General features: G+C 72.0%; 23 protein-coding genes and 1 pseudogene. 14 read left to right on the top strand and 10 right to left on the bottom strand.

Going from position 1 to position 22,671, the window contains the following annotated elements:
• Positions 1 to 95 precede the first annotated feature (95 nt).
• The 3 genes from EDF20_RS08210 to EDF20_RS08220 all read right to left on the bottom strand — a co-directional run bounded on the left by EDF20_RS08210 (position 96) and on the right by EDF20_RS08220 (position 2,209).
• Positions 96 to 389: a WXG100 family type VII secretion target gene (locus EDF20_RS08210; RefSeq protein ID WP_133738336.1), complete on the bottom strand. Its 294-nt coding sequence runs from the start codon at positions 387 to 389 to the stop codon at positions 96 to 98.
• A 312-nt stretch (positions 390 to 701) separates the two neighbouring features.
• Positions 702 to 1,532 (bottom strand): mycothiol synthase, encoded by an 831-nt coding sequence (gene mshD / locus EDF20_RS08215; RefSeq protein ID WP_133738337.1) that lies wholly within the window; start codon positions 1,530 to 1,532, stop codon positions 702 to 704.
• A complete protein-coding gene (locus tag EDF20_RS08220) occupies positions 1,529 to 2,209 on the bottom strand; it encodes a response regulator transcription factor (protein ID WP_123547852.1) in 681 nt (226 codons plus the stop codon). The genes mshD and EDF20_RS08220 overlap by 4 nt, the downstream gene beginning before the upstream one ends.
• Positions 2,210 to 2,328: 119 nt before the next feature.
• On the opposite strand from EDF20_RS08220, the gene EDF20_RS08225 reads away from it, so the two are divergent.
• From EDF20_RS08225 to EDF20_RS08240, 4 genes are all read left to right on the top strand, one after another.
• Complete coding sequence (locus EDF20_RS08225) at positions 2,329 to 2,622, top strand: hypothetical protein (RefSeq protein ID WP_133738338.1); 294 nt, start codon at positions 2,329 to 2,331, stop codon at positions 2,620 to 2,622.
• Between the two features lie 198 nt (positions 2,623 to 2,820).
• Positions 2,821 to 3,456, top strand: a complete 636-nt coding sequence (locus EDF20_RS08230; protein ID WP_123547854.1) for an FABP family protein — start codon at positions 2,821 to 2,823, stop codon at positions 3,454 to 3,456.
• The gene (locus EDF20_RS08235; RefSeq protein ID WP_133738339.1) at positions 3,449 to 4,576 is read left to right on the top strand and encodes a glycine cleavage T C-terminal barrel domain-containing protein; all 1,128 of its coding nucleotides are present in this window, start codon (positions 3,449 to 3,451) and stop codon (positions 4,574 to 4,576) included. The genes EDF20_RS08230 and EDF20_RS08235 overlap by 8 nt, the downstream gene beginning before the upstream one ends.
• 5 nt (positions 4,577 to 4,581) lie before the next feature.
• Positions 4,582 to 5,646 (top strand): FUSC family protein, encoded by a 1,065-nt coding sequence (locus EDF20_RS08240; RefSeq protein WP_123547856.1) that lies wholly within the window; start codon positions 4,582 to 4,584, stop codon positions 5,644 to 5,646.
• A 2-nt stretch (positions 5,647 to 5,648) separates the two neighbouring features.
• Here the strand turns inward: EDF20_RS08240 and EDF20_RS08245 are convergent, their stop codons facing one another.
• Positions 5,649 to 6,425, bottom strand: a complete 777-nt coding sequence (locus EDF20_RS08245) for a class I SAM-dependent methyltransferase (protein ID WP_123547857.1) — start codon at positions 6,423 to 6,425, stop codon at positions 5,649 to 5,651.
• A gap of 41 nt (positions 6,426 to 6,466) precedes the next feature.
• Between EDF20_RS08245 and EDF20_RS08250 the strand changes: the two genes are divergently transcribed.
• Entirely contained in the window at positions 6,467 to 7,210 is a 744-nt protein-coding gene (locus EDF20_RS08250) for a phosphoglyceromutase (protein WP_123547858.1), read from the top strand.
• 55 nt (positions 7,211 to 7,265) lie between these two features.
• On the opposite strand, the gene EDF20_RS08255 is transcribed toward EDF20_RS08250, so the two are convergent.
• Both EDF20_RS08255 and phoU read right to left on the bottom strand, forming a co-directional pair.
• Entirely contained in the window at positions 7,266 to 7,799 is a 534-nt protein-coding gene (locus EDF20_RS08255; protein WP_166644782.1) for an AAA family ATPase, read from the bottom strand.
• 215 nt (positions 7,800 to 8,014) lie between these two features.
• Positions 8,015 to 8,668, bottom strand: a complete 654-nt coding sequence (gene phoU, locus EDF20_RS08260) for a phosphate signaling complex protein PhoU (RefSeq protein WP_123547860.1) — start codon at positions 8,666 to 8,668, stop codon at positions 8,015 to 8,017.
• Positions 8,669 to 8,861: 193 nt separating this feature from the next.
• Between phoU and EDF20_RS08265 the strand changes: the two genes are divergently transcribed.
• The gene (locus tag EDF20_RS08265; RefSeq protein ID WP_123547861.1) at positions 8,862 to 10,052 is read left to right on the top strand and encodes an ATP-binding protein; all 1,191 of its coding nucleotides are present in this window, start codon (positions 8,862 to 8,864) and stop codon (positions 10,050 to 10,052) included.
• Entirely contained in the window at positions 10,049 to 10,735 is a 687-nt protein-coding gene (locus EDF20_RS08270; protein ID WP_123547862.1) for a response regulator transcription factor, read from the top strand. The genes EDF20_RS08265 and EDF20_RS08270 overlap by 4 nt, the downstream gene beginning before the upstream one ends.
• A gap of 95 nt (positions 10,736 to 10,830) precedes the next feature.
• Here EDF20_RS08270 and EDF20_RS08275 read toward each other — a convergent pair whose 3' ends face one another.
• A complete protein-coding gene (locus EDF20_RS08275; RefSeq protein ID WP_133738341.1) occupies positions 10,831 to 11,460 on the bottom strand; it encodes a hypothetical protein in 630 nt (209 codons plus the stop codon).
• A gap of 135 nt (positions 11,461 to 11,595) precedes the next feature.
• Between EDF20_RS08275 and EDF20_RS08280 the strand changes: the two genes are divergently transcribed.
• The 4 genes and pseudogenes from EDF20_RS08280 to rlmB all read left to right on the top strand — a co-directional run bounded on the left by EDF20_RS08280 (position 11,596) and on the right by rlmB (position 15,971).
• Positions 11,596 to 12,078, top strand: coding sequence for a CarD family transcriptional regulator (locus tag EDF20_RS08280; RefSeq protein WP_043597211.1), 483 nt, complete (start codon positions 11,596 to 11,598; stop codon positions 12,076 to 12,078).
• Positions 12,068 to 13,390, top strand: a pseudogene (ispD, locus tag EDF20_RS08285) (2-C-methyl-D-erythritol 4-phosphate cytidylyltransferase); the annotation flags it as partial. The gene EDF20_RS08280 and the pseudogene ispD, both read left to right, overlap by 11 nt.
• A gap of 125 nt (positions 13,391 to 13,515) precedes the next feature.
• A complete protein-coding gene (gene cysS / locus EDF20_RS08290) occupies positions 13,516 to 14,934 on the top strand; it encodes a cysteine--tRNA ligase (protein WP_133738343.1) in 1,419 nt (472 codons plus the stop codon).
• Positions 14,931 to 15,971 (top strand): 23S rRNA (guanosine(2251)-2'-O)-methyltransferase RlmB, encoded by a 1,041-nt coding sequence (rlmB, locus tag EDF20_RS08295; RefSeq protein ID WP_123547866.1) that lies wholly within the window; start codon positions 14,931 to 14,933, stop codon positions 15,969 to 15,971. The genes cysS and rlmB overlap by 4 nt, the downstream gene beginning before the upstream one ends.
• 111 nt (positions 15,972 to 16,082) lie before the next feature.
• On the opposite strand, the gene EDF20_RS08300 is transcribed toward rlmB, so the two are convergent.
• Positions 16,083 to 17,393: a DUF4032 domain-containing protein gene (locus EDF20_RS08300; RefSeq protein WP_133738344.1), complete on the bottom strand. Its 1,311-nt coding sequence runs from the start codon at positions 17,391 to 17,393 to the stop codon at positions 16,083 to 16,085.
• A 203-nt stretch (positions 17,394 to 17,596) separates the two neighbouring features.
• Positions 17,597 to 18,697 (bottom strand): sn-glycerol-3-phosphate ABC transporter ATP-binding protein UgpC, encoded by a 1,101-nt coding sequence (gene ugpC / locus EDF20_RS08305; RefSeq protein ID WP_123547868.1) that lies wholly within the window; start codon positions 18,695 to 18,697, stop codon positions 17,597 to 17,599.
• Between the two features lie 276 nt (positions 18,698 to 18,973).
• Here ugpC and EDF20_RS08310 point away from each other — a divergent pair, with 276 nt between their 5' ends.
• The gene (locus EDF20_RS08310) at positions 18,974 to 19,954 is read left to right on the top strand and encodes a thioredoxin domain-containing protein (protein WP_133738345.1); all 981 of its coding nucleotides are present in this window, start codon (positions 18,974 to 18,976) and stop codon (positions 19,952 to 19,954) included.
• Here the strand turns inward: EDF20_RS08310 and EDF20_RS08315 are convergent.
• Positions 19,951 to 20,502: a metallophosphoesterase gene (locus tag EDF20_RS08315; protein WP_123547870.1), complete on the bottom strand. Its 552-nt coding sequence runs from the start codon at positions 20,500 to 20,502 to the stop codon at positions 19,951 to 19,953. The genes EDF20_RS08310 and EDF20_RS08315 overlap by 4 nt on opposite strands.
• 31 nt (positions 20,503 to 20,533) lie before the next feature.
• On the opposite strand from EDF20_RS08315, the gene EDF20_RS08320 reads away from it, so the two are divergent.
• Positions 20,534 to 21,343 carry a glycosyltransferase family 2 protein gene (locus tag EDF20_RS08320; protein WP_243833420.1) on the top strand — a complete coding sequence of 270 codons (810 nt, stop codon included), beginning with the start codon at positions 20,534 to 20,536 and terminating at the stop codon, positions 21,341 to 21,343.
• Positions 21,344 to 21,426: 83 nt separating this feature from the next.
• Positions 21,427 to 22,569 (top strand): AI-2E family transporter, encoded by a 1,143-nt coding sequence (locus EDF20_RS08325; protein WP_123547872.1) that lies wholly within the window; start codon positions 21,427 to 21,429, stop codon positions 22,567 to 22,569.
• Positions 22,570 to 22,671: the final 102 nt, after the last annotated feature.

Raw genomic sequence — 22,671 nt, forward strand, 5'->3', positions numbered from 1 at the left:
GTGGGGCAGGCCGAAGGAGGTGGGGCGGTGGAGGTGGGGGCGAGGGGGAACGCCGCGGTCCCGCCCCGCGACGGGGGCGGGACCGCGGCGACGCGCTACTTGAGCGCCTTGGCCAGCTCGGAGTCCGTCTGCTCGAGCGCCTCGGCGGCGCTGTTGAGGTACGAGCTCATGCCCTCGAGGCCCTGGATGGTCTTCGTGGCGCCGTCGTTGAACTCCTGGTACGAGGTGCCGAAGGCGACCGACGACTGGTCGGTGACGTAGCCGCCGCTGATCAGGCTGTCGACCTGCGCCTTGAGCTCGCGGAGCTTCGACTCGATGTCGGCCTCGCCGTTGGTCAGGCGGGTGGCCGCGTCGCGCATGTCGCCGTAGGTGACGTTCAAGTTGGGCATGGTGCTCCTCGGGGTCGTCTTCCGTGTGGTCGCCCGGGCCGCGTCGGCCGGGCGTGATCGGTGGCCCGCCGCCGCGGCGAGCCGAGATCGAAGCTAGGGGCCGACGACCCCCGATCGGGGGTCGGTCACGCAGTGTTAATCTCGACGACCGAACGACCTGGTGCGTCGTCGAGGCCCGTACCCACGGGCATCGCGCGCGTGACCGGCGTTTATTGCGCGGTGCGCACGAAGTTGCACAGAATTGTGCAGGTGGCGCAGTTCACCCCGCCGTTCACCCGCATCGGGGTACGTCCGAGTGCGCGATCCGACGGGTCAGCGCGAGAGCGTGTACTGCACGTCGACGGCATGGTCGACGAACCCGCGTGCCGCGTAGAGCCGCAGCGCGGCGGCGTTGTCGCCCTCGACGTAGAGGGCAGCGGTGTCGACGCCCCTGTCGAGGAGGCGGGCGAGGCCGGCGTCGACCACCGCGCCTCCCAGGTGCTCGCCCTGGTGCTCGGGGCTGACGGCGACGGCGTAGAACTCGCCCGGCTGGTCGGCCTCGAGCTTGAGCCAACACGAGGCGAGCAGCTCGTCGCCCCGCCACAGCAGCAGCAGGTCGCCGGCGTCGAACCAGTCGTCGGCCTTGCGGGCGTCGAGGTCGGCCTGGGTCAGCGAGCCCTGCTCGGGGTGGTCGGCGAACGCGCGGGCGTTGAGGTCGAGCCAGGCCTCATCGTCGACGCCGGGCCGGAAGGCGGCGATGCGGTCGCCGTCACGGAGGCGCGGCGTGCGTCCCTCGACCGGCGCGCGCTGCTGGAGCAGGCGCCGCGTCTCGACGAGCCCGAGCTGCGCGGCGAGGGCGCGGGCGCCGGGGTGGTCGCCGTGAGCCCAGAAGGCGAGCGGGCCGGTCGTCTCGCCGACGACGCGGCGGGCGAGCGCCGAGCCGAGCCCGCGTCGCCGGTGGTCGGGGTGCACCACGAGCTCGACCTCGCCGGGTCGGAGCACCGCGGCCGCGTGCTCGTCGCCGAGCAGCCCCGCCTCACCCGTGCGGACCTCGACGAGCGCCTGGTCGTTCACCGGCGGGCTGCCGTCGGCGACCTGGGCCGCCCGCGCCAGCGCCTCGAGGCCCACGGCGTCGAGCTCGGCCGGATCGAGCTCGGAGGTCATCGGACGACCGCGCCCGGCTCGTCGTCGTACACGTTGAAGCGGTAGCCCACGTTGCGCACCGTGCCGATCAGCGACTCGAGGTCGCCGAGCTTCGCGCGGAGGCGACGTACGTGGACGTCGACCGTGCGCGTGCCGCCGAAGTAGTCGTAGCCCCACACCTCGCTCAGCAGCTGCTCGCGCGTGAAGACGCGGGAGGGGTGCGTGGCGAAGAAGCGGAGCAGCTCGAACTCCTTGAAGGTGAGGTCGAGCGGCCGGCCGTGGACCTTGGCCGAGTAGCTGGCCTCGTCGATGACCACGCCGGACGCGTGGATCTTCGAGCCCGTCTGCGACTGCGCGAGGCGCCCGACCACGAGGCGGATCCGGGCGTCGACCTCGGCCGGGCCCGCGGTCTCGAGGACGACGTCGTCGGCGCCCCACTCGTGGTTCACGGCCGTGAGGCCGCCCTCGGTCAGCACCAGCACGAGCGGCACGGTGACGCCGGTCGTGCGGAGGATCTTGCAGAGCGACTTGGCGCTGGCCAGGTCGACGCGGGCGTCGACGAAGATCAGGTCGCTCGACGGGGCGTTGACGAGCTGCGCGGGCTCGGCCGGGATCTGCCGCGTACGGTGGCTCAGCAGGGCGAGCGCGGGGAGCACGTCGGAGGAGCCGGCAGAGGTCAGGACCAACAGCTGTGCCACACGGACCTCCAGTGAATGTACTGTCGAACAGCCTAGGTCAAGGGCGACGACCGCCCGGACCACCCCGACCACCCCGATGCTAGAGCAGGGCGGCAGGTCACGAACGAGGGACGACCCCAGTGAGCACAGCACCCGACAGCACCGCGAGCCGCCTCGCGCGCCTCAAGCCGGTGACCATCGTCCCCGTCTGGCTCTTCGCCCTCGTGGCCGGCGTCGTCATCGCGGCCACCACCACCGGCGACGAGCACTACACGTGGCTGTCGCTCGCCCTGGGCGGCTCGATCCTCCTCACGTTCGTCCTGCAGCTCGCGACGAGCGAGAAGGACGGGCTGGTCTCGCGCACGATGCTGGCGCTGTGCGGCAGCCTCGTGCTCCTGGCGCTCACCACGGGGATCGTCGCGCTGCTGCGCTGACCGCAGGTCGTTCGACGCTGCGGGCACCGCGCCTCCTCTGCCTGTCCATCTCGTCGCCCCCCGGGTAGGCTCGGGGCATGGATTCCTTGCTCGCCCTCGAGATCTTCTACATCGGGCTCCTCGGCCTCGCGTCGCTCGCCATCGCGTTCGTCTCCGTCGTCGTGCTGGTCAAGCTGTTCAAGGGACAGCGCTAGACCCGTGATCGACATCCCCACCGACCTGCCGGCCGAGCTCGTCCCGCTGTCGTGGCTGATCGGCGTCTGGGAGGGCACCGGCGTCGTCGACTACAAGATCGGCGACGGCGACCCCGACGCTCCCGTCGACGGCAAGCCGCCCGCCGTGCGCCGCACGCACGAGTTCGGACAGCGCGTCAGCTTCAGCCACGACGGCGCTCCGTGGCTCAACTACAGCTCGTTCTCGTGGGAGCTCGACGACGAGCGCACTCCGCTGGCGAGCGAGACCGGCTTCTGGCGCCTCGAGCGGCCGGCCGAGGTCGGCGACCGTGGCCCCGGCATGCTGCCCGGCCAGGGCGTCGCGCCGTACTCGACCGCGCAGACCGTCGAGATCCTCCGCCGACCCGACGACGGGTTCGGCCTCGAGGTCCAGCTCGTGCACCCGACCGGCGTCAACGAGCTCTACCTCGGCCGCGTGAAGGGCCCGCGCATCGACCTGTCGACCGACGCGGTGCTCCGGTCGAGCAACGCGAAAGAGTACTCGGCGGCAACCCGCATGTACGGCCTCGTCGAGAACGACCTGCTCTGGGCCTGGGACGTCGCGGCCCTCGGCCAGGAACTGCGCACGCACGCGTCGGGTCGGCTGGCCCGCGTTGGCTGACGCCGACCAGGTCCCCGCCGTCGTCTCGCCGTTCTCCGGCCGCGACGGCTTCGTCGACGACGGCACCGGCGTCGCGGCGCACTACGGCACCCCGGTCGCCGAGCAGCGCGCCCTGGCCGCCGGCACCGCGATCGTCGACCTCTCGAGCCGCGGAGTCCTGACGGTCACCGGCCCCGACCGGCTCACGTGGCTGCACTCGCTCACGAGCCAGAGCCTCACCGGCCTCGCCCCCGGCGACTCGACCGAGACCCTCCTGCTCGACGCCAACGGTCGCCTCGAGCACGCGGCGCGGGTCGTCGACGACGGCGAGACGACCTGGCTGCTCGTCGACCTCCCCGAGGCGGAGCCCCTGCGCGCCTGGCTCGACCGGATGCGCTTCATGCTCCGCGTCGAGGTGGCCGACCGCACCGCGGACGTCGCGACGATCGGCTCGCTCGGCGAGGTCGCGCTGCCGGTCCCCGTGCTCGCCCCCGCCGGCGTCCCGGTCGTCTGGGTCGACCCGTGGTCCGAGGTCGCCGTCGGCGGCCACTCGTACGCCGACGCCGAGGCCCACCCCGGTCGCGAGTGGACGGCCCGCGAGACGCTCGTCGCGCGCTCCGACCTCGACGCGCTCGCCGCCTCCTCGCTGCCCGCCGCGGGCACGCTCGCGCTCGAGGCCCTGCGCATCGAGGCCTGGCGCCCGCGCCTCACGACCGAGGTCGACGAGCGGAGCATCCCGCACGAGCTCGACTGGATGCGCAGCGCCGTGCACCTCGCCAAGGGCTGCTACCGCGGCCAGGAGACGGTCGCCAAGGTGCACAACATCGGGCACCCGCCGCGGCGCCTCGTGATGCTGCACCTCGACGGCAGCGACTCCGTGCTGCCCGCGCACGGCGACCCGGTCGTGCTCGCCGCCGACACGACCCGTGAGGTCGGCCACGTCACCTCCTCCGCCGTGCACCACGAGCTCGGCCCGATCGCCCTCGCGCTGGTCAAGCGCACCACCGACGAGGCCGCGCCGCTCGCGGTCCTCTCCTCCGACATCGTCGTCGCCGCCTCCCCGCAGACGATCGTGCCGGCCTCCGCGGGCGCCTCAGCCGGGGTGCCCCGGCTGCCGCGCCTGGGGGCCGTCCGCCGCTAGCCGTCGTGGCGCGGCTCGACGTCCGGGCCTCGGCGCGGCGCACGGTCACGGCGCTGCCCGCGATCGTGCAGATCGTCGTGGCCGTCACCGCGTCGTACTCGATCGCGCACTACGGCCTCGGCCACGCCGTGCCCCTCCTGGCCGTCACCATCACCATCTCGTCGCTGGGCCTCGCGCGGGACGCCCGGCCGAAGGTCGTGCTCGAGAACGCCGTCGGGATCCTGATCGGCATCGCCCTGAGCGAGGTGATGCTGCTCGCGCTCGGCAAGGGCCTCTGGCAGGTGGCCGTCGTGCTGCTCGTGGTGCTCGCCGTCGCGCGGTTCGCGTCACCGAGCGCAGGCTTCGCCGCCGCGGCCGCGACCCAGGCGATGCTCGTCATGCTGTTACCCGACCCCGACGGCGGCCCGTTCGTCCGCAGCATCGACGGCGCCGTCGGGGGAGCTGTGGCGCTGGCCGTCACCGCGATCGTGCCGCGGGACCCGATACGCCTCGTCCGCCTCGACGCCCGGATGCTCTTCGCCGAGCTCGCCGCGGCCTTCGCCGCGCTGGTCGAGGCCCTCCGCTCCGACGACGTCCGCCGGGCCGACGAGGCGCTGCGCCGCCTCCGCTCGACCCAGCCCCTGCTCGACGACTGGGCCTCGACGCTCGAGTCGGCCGTCTCGATCTCCCGGCTGTCGCCGTTCCTCCGCTCGCGCCTCCCGTACCTGCGGCAGCAGCAGGAGCTCCGCCAGGACGTCGACCTGGCCGTCCGCAACCTCCGCGTCATCGCCCGGCGCATCGACACCGCGGTCGGTGACGGGCGGGACCGCCTCGGCCTCGCCGACGTGCTCGAGAGCACGGGCCGGGCCGTGGCCGTGCTGGGCGAGTCCGTGGACGACGTCGAGCGGGTGCCGGTCGCCCGCGACGCGCTCAGCGCGGTGGCGGCCCGGCTCGACCCCGCGGTCGTCGCCCCCGGGTCACCCGTCACCGAGTCGATGGTCGTGCTGATGATGCGGCCGCTCGTGATCGACCTGCTGATGGCGACCGGGCTCGACCACGCCGAGGCCCGGCGCCGGCTCGCGTCCGTCTGACCTCAGGTGCGCGGCGCCACCGCGTCCCAGGGCAGCGTCAGCTCGCCGAGCCGCCAGCGTGTGCGGCCGTGCAGCACCGGCCAGCCGCCGGCCCGGAGCCCCTCGACGGTCGCGACCCAGCGCTGCACGGGCCCGTAGACCGACAGCGGAGCCGCGACGGCCCACGCGCGGTCGAGGTCGACGAGCAGGTCGTGCACCCGCTCGCCAGGGACGTTGCGGTGGATCAGCGCCTTCGGCAGCCGCTCGGCCACGATCGAGGGCAGCTCGAGCGAGGCCAGCCGCAGCGAGATCGTGAACGTGCGGGGCCCCTCCTCGTCGACGTCGACCCAGCTCGAGACGCGGCCGATCTCGTCGCAGGTCCCCTCGACGAGCACGCCACCCGGCTGCAGGCGCGACGTCATCAGCGCCCACGACGCGGCCACCTGCGACTCGTCGTACTGGCGCAGCACGTTGAACGCCCGGATGACCGCGGGCCGTCGGCCGCCGTCGAGCGGCACCTCGAAGCCGCCTAGCCGGAAGCTGACGCCCGGCCGCGCCGACGGCTGCGCCCGCCGCACTCGCTCCGGCTCGATCTCGATGCCCACGACCTCGACGTCGGGACGGGCCCGCAGGAGGCGCTGGTGCAGCTCCAGGGGAGTGGTCGCGCTCGCCCCGTACCCCAGGTCGACGACGAGCGGGTCGTCGGCGCGGCGCAGCGCCGGGTGGGCGGCGATCCACCGGTCGACCCGACGGAGGCGGTTGGTGCCGGTGGTGCCGCGGGTGACGGATCCGACGGGCATGCACCAAGTCTCGCACCGGGGCGCAGCGATACGCTGGAGGCATGACTTCGACGCTCATCCTCCTGCGACACGGCAACAGCGAATGGAACGCCAAGAACCTCTTCACGGGATGGGTCGACGTGCGGCTCACCGAGCAGGGGCGCGCCGAGGCGAAGCGCGCGGGCGAGCTGCTGCGCGAGCACGACCTGCTGCCCGACGTCCTCTACACGTCGCGCCTGACCCGCGCCATCCAGACCGCCGACATCGCGCTGGAGGAGGCCGACCGCCTCTGGATCGACGTGAAGCGCTCCTGGCGTCTCAACGAGCGCCACTACGGCGCCCTCCAGGGCAAGGACAAGGCCCAGACCCTCGAGCAGTACGGCCCCGAGCAGTTCCAGACCTGGCGCCGCTCGTTCGACGTGCCGCCGCCCCCGCTCGACGACGACAGCGAGTTCTCGCAGGCCCACGACAAGCGGTACGCCGAGCTCGGCATCGACGCGCCGCGCACCGAGTCGCTCGCCCTCGTCATCGAGCGGATGATCCCCTACTGGGAGAGCGACATCACCCAGAGCCTCGCGGCCGGCGACGTCACGCTCGTGGTCGCGCACGGCAACTCGCTGCGCGCGCTCGTGAAGCACCTCGACGGCATCAGCGACGACGAGATCTCCGAGCTGAACATCCCGACGGGCATCCCGCTCGTCTACGAGCTCGACGACGACTTCCGCCCCACCGGTCCTGCGCGCTACCTCGACCCCGAGGCCGCCGCCGCCGGAGCCGCGGCCGTCGCCGCGCAGGGCAAGAAGTAGCCGCAGCCCCTGCGAGGCCCGCCCTGCCCCCCTACAGGTGCGGGCCTCGTCGTGTCTAGACGAACTGCTCGCTGATCCTCATCACGAGGTCGTCGACGTCGACGGGCGTGCTCGTGTCGACGCGCAGCACGGGCCACTCGCCCAGCGGCGCGGCCGCCTCGGCCCACTCGGCCCACGACGAGCGGGTCGACTCGACCGTGCCGTGCGCGGGGTGGCGACCGCCGGCGGTGAGCCGGTCGACGACGCGCTGCAGGGCCACGTCGGGGTCGACGTCGCACCACACCTCGAGCGTGCGCGGCGAGCCTGCCCGCGAGACCCCGGCCCGGGCGAGCTCGAGGTCGCGCGGCCGGTGCCAGAACGAGTCGACGACCACGCCGGCCTCGACCTCGGCCGCCATCGACCAGACCGTGTCCATCGCGATGGAGCCGAGCGCCAGCGGGTCGATCATCGGCCCGGCCAGGTCGGCCAGCGCCTCCTTGATCGGATCGGTCGCGAGCAGAGGGCAGCCGAGCACGCCGGCGAGCGTGGCCGAGAGGGTGGTCTTGCCCGAGCCGGGGAGACCGTTGACGAGGATCGCGACGGAAGCCATGCCCACCATCCTCTCGTGCAATCCAGGAGGTGCCGGCCGGCACCTCCTGAACCGTGCACGACTCAGGACTCTCGGCACCTGAGCCGCGCGACTCAGGAGTCATCTTCCTGAATGAGGAGAGAGACAGCAGGAGGCGCGGCGCCCGACGAGCGGACACCGCGCCTCCTGCGCGTCACGGCACGGCGGCCGCGGGGCCGATCAGGCCTGAGGGCCGATCAGGCCTCGGGGGCGACCCAGTCGCCGGTGGCCAGGTACTGGACCTTCTTGGCGATCGACACCGCGTGGTCGGCGAAGCGCTCGTGGTAGCGCGACGCGAGGGTCGAGTCGACGGTGTCGACGGCGGCGCCCTTCCACGTCTCGCCGAGCACCTTGTCGAAGACGCTGAGGTGCAACTCGTCGATGCGGTCGTCGTCGTTGCGGATCTCCTCCGCGAGGCGGACGTCCTCGGTCGTGAGCAGCTCGGTCAGCTTGTGCGCGATCGCGACGTCGAGCTCGCCGAGCTCCTTGAAGGTGGGGCGCAGCGACTTCGGCACGACCTTCTCGGGGAACCGGTAGCGCGCCAGCTGGGCGATGTGCTCGGACATGTCGCCCATGCGCTCGAGCGACGAGCTGATGCGCAGCGCGCTCACGACGATGCGCAGGTCGCGGGCGACGGGGTTCTGGCGGGCGAGGATGTCGATCGCGAGCTCGTCGAGCGCGATGGCGCGCTGGTCGATCTGGTCGTCGTCGGCGATGACCTTCTCGGCCAGGGTGACGTTCGACTCGTTGAAGGCGGTGGTGGCGTTGTCGATCGAGATCGCGACGAGGCCTGCGATCTCGACGAGGCGCTCCTGCACCTCTTGCAGCTCCTGCTGGAATACCTCGCGCATGTGGTGATGGGACCTCTCGTGGTGTCGGGGCGGGTGTGCGCCCGTGCCGCAGACGACGTCGCCCGCACATTCCAGACGACTCTCTCGGGTGGAGGTTAACGACTGGTGCCCAGCGACTGAACAGTCACCAAAGTACAGCGGATGGGCAGGGGGCGGTCGATCCGGCCCCTGGCTGTTCACTAAAGTCGACCGCATGGACTCCGCCTGGCTGGTGCCGGCGTCGCTGCTCTTCGGCGCCGTCGTGGGTGCGGCGATCGTGCTCGTCGTCGTGGCGGCGCAGCACCGTGCCGCGCGCGTCGCGGCCCTGGTCGACAGCACCCTGCCCGACGGCATCGACGCGGTGCTCGACGCCCTCGAGTCCGCCGGCATGGTGGTCGACCCGTCGGGCAACGTCCTCAAGGCCTCGGCGGCGGCGACGCAGCTCGGGCTCGTCTCGGCGCAGCACCACCTCGTGCACCCCGAGATGGAGGCGATGGTCGGCCGGGTGCGCCACGAGGGCGAGCCGCAGGAGGCGCAGCTCACCCTCGCGCGCCTCCCCGGTTCCGAGGCCACCATCCAGCTCGGCGTCCGGGCGGCGGCCCTGGGCGGCCGCTACGTGCTCGTGCTCGCCGAGGACCACACCGAGGGCCGACGCCTCGACGACATGCGCCGCGACTTCGTGGCCAACATCAGCCACGAGCTGAAGACCCCCATCGGTGCCGTCGGCCTGCTCGCCGAGGCGCTCGACGCCGCCTCGGCCGATCCCGACCGGGTGCGCCACTTCGCGGGCCGCCTCACGCAGGAGGCCGACCGGCTCGGGCGCCTGACGCAGGACATCATCGAGCTGTCGCGCCTGCAGGCCGTCGACGCCCTCGGGTCGTCGCAGACCATCGACCTGCGGTCGGTCGTCGACACCGCCGTCGACCGCAACCGCGTCGTCGCCGAGGCGCGGTCCGTCGAGCTCATCGTGCGCGGGGGCAAGAGCGCGAAGGTGCTCGGCGACGAGGCCATGCTCGTCACGGCCGTCGACAACCTGGTCGCGAACGCCATCGCGTACTCGCCGGACGGCTCGCGGGTGGGCATCGGCCTCGCCTCGGGCGGCGACGGCTCGGTCGAGGTCGCCGTCACCGACCAGGGCTTCGGCATCCCCGAAGAGGAACTGGAGCGCGTCTTCGAGCGCTTCTACCGCGTCGACCCCGCACGGTCCCGCCGCACGGGCGGCACCGGCCTCGGCCTCGCCATCGTCAAGCACGTGGTGCAGAACCACGGCGGCGACGTGCGCGTCTGGTCCCAGGTCGGCAGCGGGTCGACCTTCACCGTCCGTCTGCCCCAGGTCGAGACCCGTCCTGAGACCCGCAGCGTCCCCATCCCGGTCACCACACGAGGAGACACCGATACCCGATGACCACCCACATCCTGATCGTCGAGGACGAAGAGTCGCTCAGCGAGCCCCTGGCGTTCATCCTCGAGCGCGAGGGCTACCGCGTCACCGTGGCCGACGACGGCCCCTCGGCCCTGGCCGCCTTCGACAAGACCGGTGCCGACCTCGTGCTGCTCGACCTCATGCTCCCCGGCATCCCGGGGACCGAGGTCTGCCGGGTGCTGCGCTCGAAGTCGCAGGTGCCCATCGTCATGCTCACCGCGAAGGACAGCGAGGTGGACATCGTCGTCGGGCTCGAGCTGGGCGCCGACGACTACGTCACGAAGCCGTACTCGACGCGTGAGCTGCTCGCCCGCATCCGCGCCGTGCTGCGCCGCCGGGTCGACGACGACGACGACCTCGCCGACGGCGTGCTCGAGGCGGGCGACATCAGGATGGACGTCGAGCGGCACGTCGTCACCGTCCGCGGCGAGGACGTCGCCATGCCCCTCAAGGAGTTCGAGCTGCTCGAGCTGCTGATGCGGAACGCCGGCCGGGTGCTGACCCGCGGCCAGCTGATCGACCGCGTGTGGGGCTCCGACTACTTCGGCGACACGAAGACCCTCGACGTGCACATCAAGCGCATCCGCTCGAAGATCGAGCCGGTGCCGTCCGAGCCGAAGGCGCTCGTGACGGTGCGCGGGCTCGGGTACCGCATCGAGGCCTAGTGCCCCGTCGCCGCGACGACACGTCGTGGGGCGACACGAGAGAGGCCCGGCTCCCGCGTCTGCGGGGCCGGGCCTCTCTCGTGGTGCAGCCGGGGCTAGCGGTCGGCGGTGGCCGACGGGCTGGGCTCCGCCTCCTGGACGTCGCTCTCGGGCAGCGGGGTCGAGGACTCGCCGGGCTCGACCGCCTCGCCGCTCGGCGTCGGGGTGGGGAGCAGCGTCGCGTACTCGGGCAGGGCGCCGGTCAGGACGGGCACCTGGAGCATCTTCCCCGTCTCGGTGCCGTACTGGACGAACACCGGCAGCAGCTGGCCGGGGGTGACGTCGAGGTCGGTCATGACGAACTGGTCGACGTCGGTGCTCGTGCCGCGGTCGACCTGCGAGCGGGCGTCGACGTCGACGGTCTGCGTCTCGTCGCCGGACTCGGTCTCGTACTGGAACGACACCTCGACCGCGTCGTCGCTCTCGTTGATGACGGTCATCACGAGGCTGGCCTCGGCGCCGTCGTCGGTCAGGGCGATCGCGTTGCGGACCTTGACGTCGCCGACCGTGATGCTCGTGCCGTCGCTCGCGTCGTAGATCTTGGTGGTGCGCTGGGGGCTGATGAAGTTGCAGCCCGCGACCAGGGTCACGACGGCCAGGGCGGTCGCGGTGACGGCGGCCCCGCGGGAGAAGCGTCGCGCTCGGGCGACCGTCGAGTTCGTCTCGAGCACAGGTCCGACTCGCACGGGTGACCTCCAGGTTCCAGTTCACGGCAAGGGTTCTCGTCTAGCCTAGGCGATGCCGTGCACCCCGGCTTCTCAGGCATGCCTGGCCGAGGGGTGCGCATGGTATCCTGGGTGCCGCAGAACGGAGCCTGATTCATGCAGTTCGAGGTCGGAGAGACCGTCGTCTACCCCCATCACGGGGCCGCGACCATATCTGAAGTCAAGAAGCGGATCATCAAGGGCGAAGAGAAGCTGTACCTCAAGCTTCGCGTCACCCAGGGTGATCTGACCATCGAAGTACCCGCGGACAACGTCGACCTGGTCGGCGTCCGCGACGTGATCGGCAAAGAAGGGCTCGACCGCGTCTTCGACGTGCTCCGCGCCCCCTTCACCGAAGAGCCCACCAACTGGTCCCGCCGCTACAAGGCGAACCTCGAGAAGCTCGCGTCCGGCGATGTCATCAAGGTGTCCGAGGTCGTCCGCGACCTCTGGCGCCGCGACCAGGATCGTGGGCTGTCCGCCGGCGAGAAGCGCATGCTCGCCAAGGCGCGCCAGATCCTGATCAGCGAGCTCGCGCTCGCCGAGAAGACGGACGAAGAGAAGGCGTCGAGCGTCCTCGACGAGGTTCTTGCCTCCTAGCACCACCGACGACCGCGCGGTCGGCGCCCCCGGGGTCTCACCCCTCGGCGGCACCGTCCGCGCGGTCGTCGTCGTAGCGGCGGGCAGCGGCACCCGCCTCGCCCAGGGTCGTCCCAAGGCCTTCGTCGAGGTCGCAGGCCGCAGCATCCTCGAGCGCTCGCTCGAGGCCGTCTTCGCCTCGTCCGTCCCGACGCACGTCGTCGTCGTCGTGCCCGCCGCGCTCGTCGACGAGGCCACCGTCCTCGTGCGCGGCGTCGCCGGTGTCGCGGCCGACCACGTGTCGGTCGTCGTCGGTGGCGACAGTCGTCAGACATCGGTCGCAGCCGGCCTCGCCGCCGTCGCGACCGGCGTGCGCACGGTGCTCGTGCACGACTGCGCACGCCCCTTCACGCCCACGACCCAGTTCGACCTCGTCGCCGAGACCGTGGAGGCCACGGGGCACGGCGTCGTCCCTGGGCTGCCGGTCACCGACACGATCAAGAAGGTCTCCGCAGGAGGCGCGGGCCGGGTCGTCGGCACGGTCGACCGTTCCGAGCTGGTCGCCGTCCAGACCCCGCAGGGGTTCCCCCGCGCCGAGCTCGATGCCGCGTACGCGTCCGCCGCCGCGACGGCCCTCGAGGCCGAGGCTGCCGACGACGTGGCTCCCGTCGTCGAGTTCACCGACGACGCGGCGCTCTTCGCCGCGGCCGGCCACGAGGTCGTCGTCGTCCCGGGCGACCCCGCCGCGTTCAAGATCACCACGAGCTGGGATCTGCGCCGCGCCGAGACGCTGGTCGCGGAGCGCGCCGGCGGATCCTCTGTCGCCGGCGGATCCTCTGTCGCCGACGGCGTCCGCGCGGCCGCGGACAGGCTCCGCACCGGCCTCGGCGTCGACGTGCACGCCTTCGACGCGGACGAGCCGCTGCACCTCGGCCTCCTGCACTTCCCCGGCGAGGCGGGCCTCGCCGGCCACAGCGACGGCGACGCCGTCGCGCACGCCGTGGTCGACGCCCTGCTCTCCGCCGCGGGCCTCGGCGACATCGGCTCCGTCTTCGGCACCTCCGACCCCCGCTTCGCCGGGGCGAGCGGCGAGGTGTTCCTCACTGCGGCGCTCGAGCGCCTCACGCACGCGGGCTTCGACGTCGTGAACGTCGCGGTCCAGGTCATCGGCAACCGTCCGCGGATCGGCGCCCGCCGCCTCGAGATGGAGGCGCGCCTCATCGAGGTCGTCGGCGCGCCCGTCAGCGTCTCCGCGACCACCACCGACGGGCTCGGCTTCACCGGTCGCGGTGAGGGCGTGACCGCGATCGCGACCGCGCTGGTGTCGGTGGTCGAGCCTCGGGAGCGGACCGCGCCTCCTCGGGGCACCTCGACGGCGGGCACCGGCGACCAGCGAGACCAGCTCGACCAGAGCGACCAGCCTGACCAGACCGACACCACCGAAACGGACCGATCCGCGTGACCATCCGCCTCTACGACTCGCGCGAGCAGGCGCTCGTCGACTTCGTCCCCCTCGTCCCCGGCAAGGTCGGGCTGTACGTCTGCGGGCCGACGGTCCAGTCGTCGCCGCACATCGGCCACCTCCGGAGCGCCCTCGTCTACGACCTGTGGCGCCGGTGGTTCACCTACCGCGGGCTCGACGTGACGCTGGTGCGCAACGTCACCGACGTGGACGACAAGATCCTCGCGCTGTCGAGCGGCACCGACGAAGAATGGTGGGCGCGCGCCTACCGCTACGAGCTCGAGTTCACGGCCGGGTACCAGGCGCTGGGCGTGCTCGCCCCGACCTACGAGCCGCGCGCGACCGCGAGCGTCACCGAGATGCAGCAGCTCGTCACGACGCTGATCGAGAAGGGCCACGCGTACGTCGCGCCCGACGACTCGGGAGACGTGTACTTCGACACGGCCAGCTGGCCGACCTACGGCGCCCTGACGAACCAGGGCCTCGACGACATGGCGCCGGCCGCCGACGCCGATCCCCGCGGCAAGCGAGACCCGCGCGACTTCGCCCTGTGGAAGGGCGCGAAGGCCGACGAGCCCGCGTCCGCCGCGTGGTCGTCGCCGTGGGGCGACGGGCGTCCCGGCTGGCACATCGAGTGCTCGGCGATGTCGCGCCGGTACCTCGGCAGCGCCTTCGACATCCACGGCGGCGGCCTCGACCTGCGGTTCCCGCACCACGAGAACGAGCTCGCCCAGTCGACGGCCGCCGGCGACGACTTCGCGTCGTACTGGCTGCACAACGGCCTGGTCGCCGTCGAGGGCCAGAAGATGTCGAAGTCGCTCGGCAACTCGATCTTCGCGAGCGAGTTCCTCGCCGCGGCCCGTCCGGTCGTCGTCCGCTGGTTCCTCAGCTCGGCGCACTACCGGTCGACGATCGACTACCACGACGGCGCGCTGCTCGAGGCCGAGGCGGCCCTCGACCGGATCGAGACTTTCCTCTCCCGTGCCGGTCGCCGCCTCGCCGGCACCCGCTTCGCCGGCGTCGGTGCGCGCGTCGTCCCCGACGACTTCGCCGAGGCGATGGACGACGACCTCAACGTGCCGCAGGCGCTGGCGGTGCTGCACGACGCCGTGCGCACCGGCAACTCCGCGCTCGACGACGGAGACCTCGACGCAGCAGCCCGCGAGTGGCAGCACGTGCAGGCCATGGTCGCGGTGCTCGGCGTCGACCCGCTCGCGCCCGAGTGGCGCGGAGCCGACGAGGGCGACGCGCACCGCGCGCTCGGTACCATCGTCGAGACCCTCCTCGCACAGCGTCAGCAAGCCAGGGCCGCGCGCGACTTCGCGCAGGCCGACCGCGTACGCGAGATGCTGGCGTCCGCCGGCATCACCATCGAAGACACCCCCAGCGGGTCGCATTGGAGCCTCGAACAGTGAAGAACACCAGCGGAGCGAACAAGGGGCGGCCGAGCAGCAGCGCCGTCCGCAAGGGCAGCAAGGGCAAGCAGGTCGGCAGCGGCGGCCAGGGGCGCCAGGCGCTCGAGGGCAAGAAGCCCACGCCCGCCGCGGAGGACCGCCCGTACCACCCCGCAGGCAAGGCGAAGGCGGCGCGCGAGCGCCTCGACGCCGCCCGCGGCCGCGCCGGCAACGGCCCGCGCGCCGGGTCGGCCGTGGCCGGCCGGGGCGGGCAGGAGGCGCCCCGTCGTCGCCCGAAGACGGCGGACGACAGCGAGATGGTCACCGGTCGCAACTCGGTGCTCGAGGCGCTGCGCACGCGCATCCCCGCCTCGACTCTCTACATCGCCGCGCGCATCGAGATGGACGACCGCACCAAGGAGATCCTCACGCTGGCGACCCGTCGCGGGCTGCCCGTGCTCGAGGTCATGCGCCCCGAGCTCGACCGCCTGACCGGTCCCGACTCCGTGCACCAGGGCGTGGCCCTCAAGGTGCCGCCGTACCAGTACGCGCACCCGATCGACCTGCTCGAGGCCTCGGTCAAGCGCCAGCAGACCCCGCTCTTCGTGGCGCTCGACGGCATCACCGACCCCCGCAACCTCGGCGCGATCATCCGCTCCGTGGGCGCCTTCGGCGGCCAGGGCGTCATCATCCCGCAGCGTCGCTCGGTCGGCCTCACCGCCTCCGCCTGGAAGACCTCGGCCGGTGCCGCAGCCCGCGTCCCCGTCGCGATGGCGGCGAACCTCACCCAGACGCTCAAGTCGTTCAAAGAACAAGGGGTCTTCGTGCTCGGCCTCGACGGCGGCGGCGACGTGATGCTGCCCGGCCTCGAGCTCGCCGACCGCCCGCTCGTCGTCGTCGTCGGCAGCGAGGGCAAGGGCCTCTCGCGCATCGTCGCCGAGACCTGCGACGCGGTGGTCTCCATCCCGATCACGACGGCCGTCGAGTCGCTCAACGCCGGCATGGCCGCGAGCGTGACGCTCTACGAGATCTCGAAGCTGCGCGCCGAGCGCAAGTAGTGCCTCCTCGGCGTCGTCCTGCTGCGAACACCCCGCAGTGGACGAAGCACCCCGTCGATGCGGTGTGTTCCGTCCACTGCGGGGTGTTCGGCTGTCCGGTGGCCGACGGCGTCAGACCTTCGCGCGCCAGTCCTCGAGCTCGTCGTCCTCGGCCTCGTCGTCGTCCCCGTCGAGCTCGTCGTCGGGCAACCGGATCGACTCGGTCGCCGGCGCGATCACGGTCCGCTCGTCGCGGCGGTGGCGCAGCACGTCGTTGATGTACGAGGTCAGCGCCTCGGCGATCGGCACGTCGCGGCCCTCCTGCTGCGACTGGTACCAGCGGTGCTCGAGCAGCTGGTGGAACACCTCGGCGGGCTCGAGCCGTCCGCGCATCTCGCGCGGGATCGACCGCACGACGGGCTCGAAGACGCGGGCGGCCCACTCGTGCGCCACCATCTCCTCGTCGGCGTCGATCTGGCCGGTGCGCAGGCGGTAGGCGTCGAGGTCGTTCAGCAGGCGGCGGGCCTGGTTCTCCTCGACGTCGAGTCCCGTGAGGCGCAGCAGACGGCGCGAGTGGTGCCCGGCGTCGACGACCTTGGGCTGGATCCGCACTTGTGTGCCGCCTTCGGTGGTCTTGATCGCCAGCTCCTCGATGTCGAAGCCGAGGTCGTTCAGCCGCTCGACGCGGTCGTTGATGCGCCAGCGCTCCGAGCTGTCGAAGGTCTCGCTGCCGGTGAGCTCCGTCCACAGGCTGCGGTACTTGGCGACGATCCCGTTGCTCACGTCGACGGCGTCCAGGTTGTCGTCGAGGCGGCCGCCGGCCTCGAGGTCGAGCAGCTCGCCGGCGATGTTGACACGGGCGACCTCGAGGTCGTTCTCGCGCTGTCCGTTCGACAGGCCGCCCGGGTAGAGCTTGCCGGTCTCGGCGTCGACGAGGTACGCGGCGAAGGCCCCGGCGTCACGACGGAAGAGCGTGTTCGAGAGCGACACGTCGCCCCAGTAGAAGCCGATCACGTGCAGGCGCACGAGCAGCAGGGCGAGCGCGTCGACGAGACGCGTCGCCGTCTCGGGCCGCAGCGTCTGCGAGTAGAGCGCCCGGTAGGGCAGCGAGAACTTGAGGTGCCGGGTGACGAGCACGGGATTCAGCAGACTGCCGTCGACGTCGTGCCGGTTCGTGATGACGGCGAGCGGGTCGACGCAGGGGATGTCCATCCGCTGCAGGGTGCGGAGCATCTCGTACTCCCCACGGGCCATCTCGCCCGAGGTCTCCTTGATCGCGATGACGTAGCCGCTGAGGTGCGCGAAGCGGACCAGGTGCCGCGAGATGCCCTTCGGCAGGGTCGCGATCGCGTCGTCGGGCCACTCGTCGAGGGGCAGGGCCCAGGGCAGGTCGAGGAGGGCAGGGTCGGCCGTGGCGGACGTGATGTTGAGGGAGTCGCTCATGGTCGCTTTCAGGGGGTGGCGGGACCGGGGGAGTGCGGGCGAGGAGGCCCGCCGTCCGGACGGGCGGCGGGCACGGGTGGGGCCAGTGTCGCAGGAGGCGCGGGCCGAGTCACGCAGGAGCTGCGGCCGCGGACAGCCGAACGGCCCGCCGAGGCGTGCGGAGCGCTGCTCCGGACGGTCTCGACGGGCCGATCAGGGTGTCGCTAGGCGCTGACGACGGCCTTGTCGCCGAGGCGCTCGCCGGACTCGGTGTCGAAGACGTGCACGTGGTGCGCCTGGGGCGTGATGTGGATGGTCTCGCCCAGCTTGGGGTGGTTGCGACCGTCGACGCGCACGACGATGTCGACGCGCTGGCCGCTCACCTCGGTGTGGCCGTAGAGGTAGCCGTCCGCACCCAGTTCCTCGACGACGTCGACGGTGACCGCGAGGCCCTCGCCGGCGGTGTTGACGACGACGTCCTCGGGGCGGACGCCGATGGTGACGCTCGTGCCGTTGGCCTGGCCGACGGTGTCGCGGTCGACGGCGGTGACCGCGGTGCCGAACTGGATGCCGCCGGCGACGACGTCGGCGGGCAGCAGGTTCATCGCGGGGGAGCCGATGAAGCCAGCGACGAAGACGTTCTGCGGCTTCTCGTACAGGTCGCGGGGGGTGCCGACCTGCTGGAGGACGCCGTCCTTGAGGACCGCGATGCGGTCGCCCATGGTCAGGGCCTCGGTCTGGTCGTGCGTGACGTAGACCGTGGTGACGCCGAGACGACGCTGGAGCGAGGCGATCTGGGTGCGGGTCTGCACGCGCAGCTTGGCGTCGAGGTTCGACAGCGGCTCGTCCATGAGGAACACCTGCGGCTGGCGCACGATGGCGCGTCCCATGGCGACGCGCTGACGCTGACCACCGGAGAGGGCCTTGGGCTTGCGCGAGAGGTAGGGCTCGAGGTCGAGCAGCTTGGCCGCCTCGAGGACGCGGGTGGCGCGCTCCTCCTTGCCGACGCCGGCGATCTTGAGCGCGAAGCCCATGTTCTCGGCGACGGTCATGTGCGGGTACAGCGCGTAGTTCTGGAACACCATCGCGATGTCCCGGTCTTTCGGGGGCACGTCGGTGACGTTGCGGTCGCCGATGAAGATGTCGCCGCTGTTGACCTCTTCGAGGCCGGCGAGCATGCGCAGGGTGGTGGACTTGCCGCAGCCCGAGGGGCCCACGAGGACGAGGAACTCGCCGTCGGCGACCTCGAGGTCGATCGCGTCGACCGCGGGTCGGGTCGAGCCGGGGTAGAGACGGGTTGCCTTGCTGAACGTCACGGACGCCATGATTCATTTCTCCTTCACCGGCAGGTACGTGCCGGACGATCCTTCGTGAACGGATTGGTGATCACCCTGGGTCAGCGGTGACCACTCCGCCCAGCATGCCACAGGAGGTGACTCATCCCCACCTCTCCGGGGGCCACGGAGTCACGATCCGGCCACGGGTTGTTTGGACTTTTCCCAGTCCGCGCTCGTACCATCGACCGGGCCCTCCACCTCCTCGGGCCCGTTCAGCCCCCTACGACGCGACCGCGACCTCGTCGCGCATCGGAGAACCGTTCCATGACTGACATCGGCCCCTCAGGCTCCGAGCCGCTGAGCAAGAACGCGACCAAGAACCAGCGCCGCGCAGCCGCCCGTGAGCGCGCCCAGCTCGCCCGCAAGAAGCAGAAGCGGCGCCAGAAGACGAGCCGCTGGCTGCTGCAGGGCGGCCTCGTCGTCGTCGTGCTCGCCATCGTCGTGGCCGTCGTCGTCGTGATCACCAACAGCATCCGTCCCGCAGGCCCCGGCCCCGCCAACATGGCCAGCGACGGCATCCGCATCGGCCAGGACTTCGTGGCCGAGACGACCCCGGCCCTCGGCGCCGACGACGAGCCCACGGCCACCGAGACGACCGCGTCGTCCGACACCGTCGACATCGTGATCTACCTCGACTACCTGTGCCCGATCTGCGGCGGCTTCGAGCAGGCGAACAACGAGTACATCGCCGGCCTCGTCTCGTCGGGCGCGGCCACGGTCGAGTACCACCCGGTGGCGATCCTCACCAACAGCTCCCTCGGCACGAAGTACTCGAACCGTGCCGCCAACGCGGCGGCGTGCGTCGCGAACTACTCGCCGAACTCGTTCTTCGACTTCAACACGGCGATGTTCGAGAACCAGCCAGAAGAGGGCACGCGGGGTCTCGACGACGCCCGCCTGGCCGAGATCGCGACCGGCGTCGACGGGGTCACGTCGGCGTCGCAGATCACCCGGTGCATCGACGACCAGGAGTTCGCGTCGTGGGTGGGCGCGGCCACCGAGCGCGCGCTCGACGGCCCCCTGCCCAACAGCAACGTCCAGTCGTTCCGCGGCACCCCCACCGTTCTCGTCAACGGCCAGCAGTACGAGTTCAGCCAGCCGTTCACCAACGACGAGTTCCGCAACTTCGTCGTGACCGCCGCCGGCAACAGCTACGCGGACGCCGCGACCGCGACGCCCACGCCCACGCCCACGTCGACCGAGGCACCCGCCGAGGAGGCGCCGGCCGAGACCCCCGCCGGCTAGGTCGTCATCCGGGGGTGCGGCAGCACCCCGTCGAGCGCGTCGGTGCGCAGCGGCAGCTCGTGCAGCACGACGTCGCGCACCGCGCCGGCGTCGAGCGTGAGCGTGAGGTAGGTGGCCCGCGGCTGGCGCCGACGGTCGGTCGGCGAGCCGGGGTTCAGCAGCCGCAGGCCGGCCGGGGTGGTCGTGTCCCACGGGATGTGGCTGTGGCCGAAGAGGAGCAGGTCGGTCTCGGGGAAGGCACGGTCCATCCGGGTCTCGCGCCCCTCCTTCTGTCCTGTCTCGTGGACGACGGCGAGGCGGACCCCGTCGATCGTCGTCCGGGCCACCTCGGGCAGGCGGCCGCGCAGGTCGTCGCCGTCGTTGTTGCCCCAGACGGCGACGAGGAGGCGTGCCCTCGCCTCGAGCTCGTCGAGCAGCGGCACGCCGGTCCAGTCGCCCGCGTGGACGACGACGTCCGCCCTCTCGACCGCGCTCCACACGGCCGCGGGCACGGCCTTCGCCTTCTGCGGGACGTGGGTGTCGGACACGACGACGACGGAGGTGCTCATGGCGCCCAGGGTAGGCGGGCAGGATGGGGCCGTGCGTGTCTCCGTCGTGATCCCGGTCCGTGACGACGCACGTCACCTCGAGGTCTGCCTGCGGTCGCTGGCCCGCCAGACCGTGCTGCCCGACGAGGTCGTCGTCGTCGACAACGGCAGCTCGGACGACAGCGTCGCGGTCGCGCTGGCCGCGGGCGCCCGCGTGCTGCACCAGCCCGTCGTCGGCATCGCCGCCGCGGCCTCGACCGGCTACGACGGTGCGCTCGGCGACCTCGTGGGGCGCTGCGACGCGGACAGCGTGCTGCCGCGCACCTGGGTCGCAGAGCTGTCGCGCACCTTCGACGAGCACCCCGAGGCCGTCGCGGTGAGCACCGGCGCCCGCTTCTACGACGCCCCCGTGGGCCTGCAGCGGATCCTCTCGCTCGGCTACGTCGGGGCGTACCACGTGCTCGTCGGGGCCGGCCTCGCGCACTGGCCGCTCTTCGGCTCGACGATGATGATGCGGCGCTCGGCCTGGGAGGCGGTGCGCGACGAGGTGCACCGGCGCGACGTCGGACTGCACGACGACATGGACCTCGCGGTGCACCTGGGCGACCTCGTGCTCGGGCAGCCGGGGCGCATCGTGTGGCGCCGCGACGTCGTGACCGCGATCTCGGCCCGTCCGTTCGCGCGCGGCGGCCGGCAGTGGCTCCGCAGCACGCGTGCCGTCCGGTCGTTCTCGGTGCACGGGCGGGACGGGGTCCCGTTCGTCCGCTGGTGGCGCCGCGACCCGTTCTCGCTGCGCGCGGGGCTGGCGGGCGGCGGACCGGGCGGGGCGCGCCGGGCGAGATCCGGCCCTCGGGCACGCTGACGCGGTTCGATGGGTGCGGTCGACCGCCGGGGTCGACGACCCGTGCCGCCGAGACCGGCGCACCGAGACGAAGAGGACACCACGTGGCCATATTCCGCAGCCGCGAGGGCGACGCGACGGCCGACGCCGCGCAGGCAGTCGCCACCCAGGCCAACCAGTGGGGCGACCCGTTCGGCCGCCTCGCCACGCGCTCGATCCAGATCATCGTGGTCGTGGTGGTCGCCGCCGGCCTGATCTACTCGTTCAGGACCCTGAGCCTCGTCACCATCCCGGTGCTGCTCGCCCTCATCTTCGCGTCGGCCATGCACCCGGTGGTGTCGTGGCTGCGGCACCACCGGGTGCCCTCGCTGCTCGCCACGCTGATCGCCCTCGTCGGCATCCTCGGTGTGCTCGGCCTCGTCGGCTGGCTCGTCGTCTGGGCCGTCGAGAACCAGGCCTCGTCGCTCGTCTCGTCCGCGCAGAAGGGCATCGGCCAGCTGCAGGACTTCATCACGACGCTGCCGTTCTCGATCACCGACGAGCAGGTCGAGAACGTCCGCGACACGGTCGTCGACTTCCTGACGAGCGCCTCCTTCGGCTCGGGCGCCCTCGCCGGCGCGAGCGCGGTGGGCAGCTTCGCCACGGGCCTCGTGCTGATGATCGTGGTGCTGTTCTTCTTCCTCAAAGACGGGCCGGCCATCTGGGAGTTCATGCTCCGTCCGTTCCGCGGCCAGCAGTACGCCCGCGCCCGCCGCATCGGCGACAAGACGGTGTCGACCCTGGGCGGGTACGTGCGCGGCACGGCCACCGTCGCCGCCGTCGACGCGATCGGCATCGGCGTCGGCCTCTGGATCATCGGCGTGCCCCTCGCGCTGCCGCTGGCCGTGGTCGTGTTCCTCACCGCGTTCATCCCGCTGGTCGGCGCCACCGCCGCCGGCATCCTCGCCGCCCTCGTCGCGCTGGTCGCCAACGGCCCGATCGACGCCATCTGGGTCATCGCCGTCGTCGTGCTCGTCAACCAGCTCGAGGGCAACCTGCTGCAGCCCGTGCTGATGGGGCACACGCTGCAGCTGCACGGCCTCGTCATCCTCGTCGCGCTGACCGCGGGCACCGTGCTCGGCGGCATCGTCGGCGCCGTGATCGCCGTGCCGCTGACGGCCGTCGCCTGGGGCATCGTCGGCGTCTGGAAGGGCCCGGACCAGCCGGCCGAGATGTTCCGGCAGAAGAGACCGGAAGAAGTCCGCTAGCTCGCCGCTGGTGCGCGCAGGAGGCGCGGTGTCCGTTCGTCGGGCACCGCGCCTCCTTCGTGTGGCCGCCCGGAAAGAAAAGTGCGCGATCTGCACGGAAAT

The sequence above is a fragment of the Frigoribacterium sp. PhB116 genome, assembly GCF_004364285.1.
Taxonomy (GTDB): domain Bacteria; phylum Actinomycetota; class Actinomycetes; order Actinomycetales; family Microbacteriaceae; genus Frigoribacterium.

Coding starts and splice junctions, on each gene's coding strand:
- EDF20_RS08210 (WP_133738336.1), bottom strand. CDS start 389: ATGCCCAACTTGAACGTCACCTACGGCGACATGCGCGACGCGGCCACC.
- ugpC (WP_123547868.1), bottom strand. CDS start 18,697: ATGGCGTCCGTGACGTTCAGCAAGGCAACCCGTCTCTACCCCGGCTCG.
- EDF20_RS08310 (WP_133738345.1), top strand. CDS start 18,974: ATGACTGACATCGGCCCCTCAGGCTCCGAGCCGCTGAGCAAGAACGCG.
- EDF20_RS08265 (WP_123547861.1), top strand. CDS start 8,862: ATGGACTCCGCCTGGCTGGTGCCGGCGTCGCTGCTCTTCGGCGCCGTC.
- EDF20_RS08245 (WP_123547857.1), bottom strand. CDS start 6,425: ATGCCCGTCGGATCCGTCACCCGCGGCACCACCGGCACCAACCGCCTC.
- EDF20_RS08255 (WP_166644782.1), bottom strand. CDS start 7,799: ATGGCTTCCGTCGCGATCCTCGTCAACGGTCTCCCCGGCTCGGGCAAG.
- phoU (WP_123547860.1), bottom strand. CDS start 8,668: ATGCGCGAGGTATTCCAGCAGGAGCTGCAAGAGGTGCAGGAGCGCCTC.
- EDF20_RS08300 (WP_133738344.1), bottom strand. CDS start 17,393: ATGAGCGACTCCCTCAACATCACGTCCGCCACGGCCGACCCTGCCCTC.
- EDF20_RS08270 (WP_123547862.1), top strand. CDS start 10,049: ATGACCACCCACATCCTGATCGTCGAGGACGAAGAGTCGCTCAGCGAG.
- EDF20_RS08250 (WP_123547858.1), top strand. CDS start 6,467: ATGACTTCGACGCTCATCCTCCTGCGACACGGCAACAGCGAATGGAAC.
- mshD (WP_133738337.1), bottom strand. CDS start 1,532: ATGACCTCCGAGCTCGATCCGGCCGAGCTCGACGCCGTGGGCCTCGAG.
- EDF20_RS08315 (WP_123547870.1), bottom strand. CDS start 20,502: ATGAGCACCTCCGTCGTCGTCGTGTCCGACACCCACGTCCCGCAGAAG.
- EDF20_RS08280 (WP_043597211.1), top strand. CDS start 11,596: ATGCAGTTCGAGGTCGGAGAGACCGTCGTCTACCCCCATCACGGGGCC.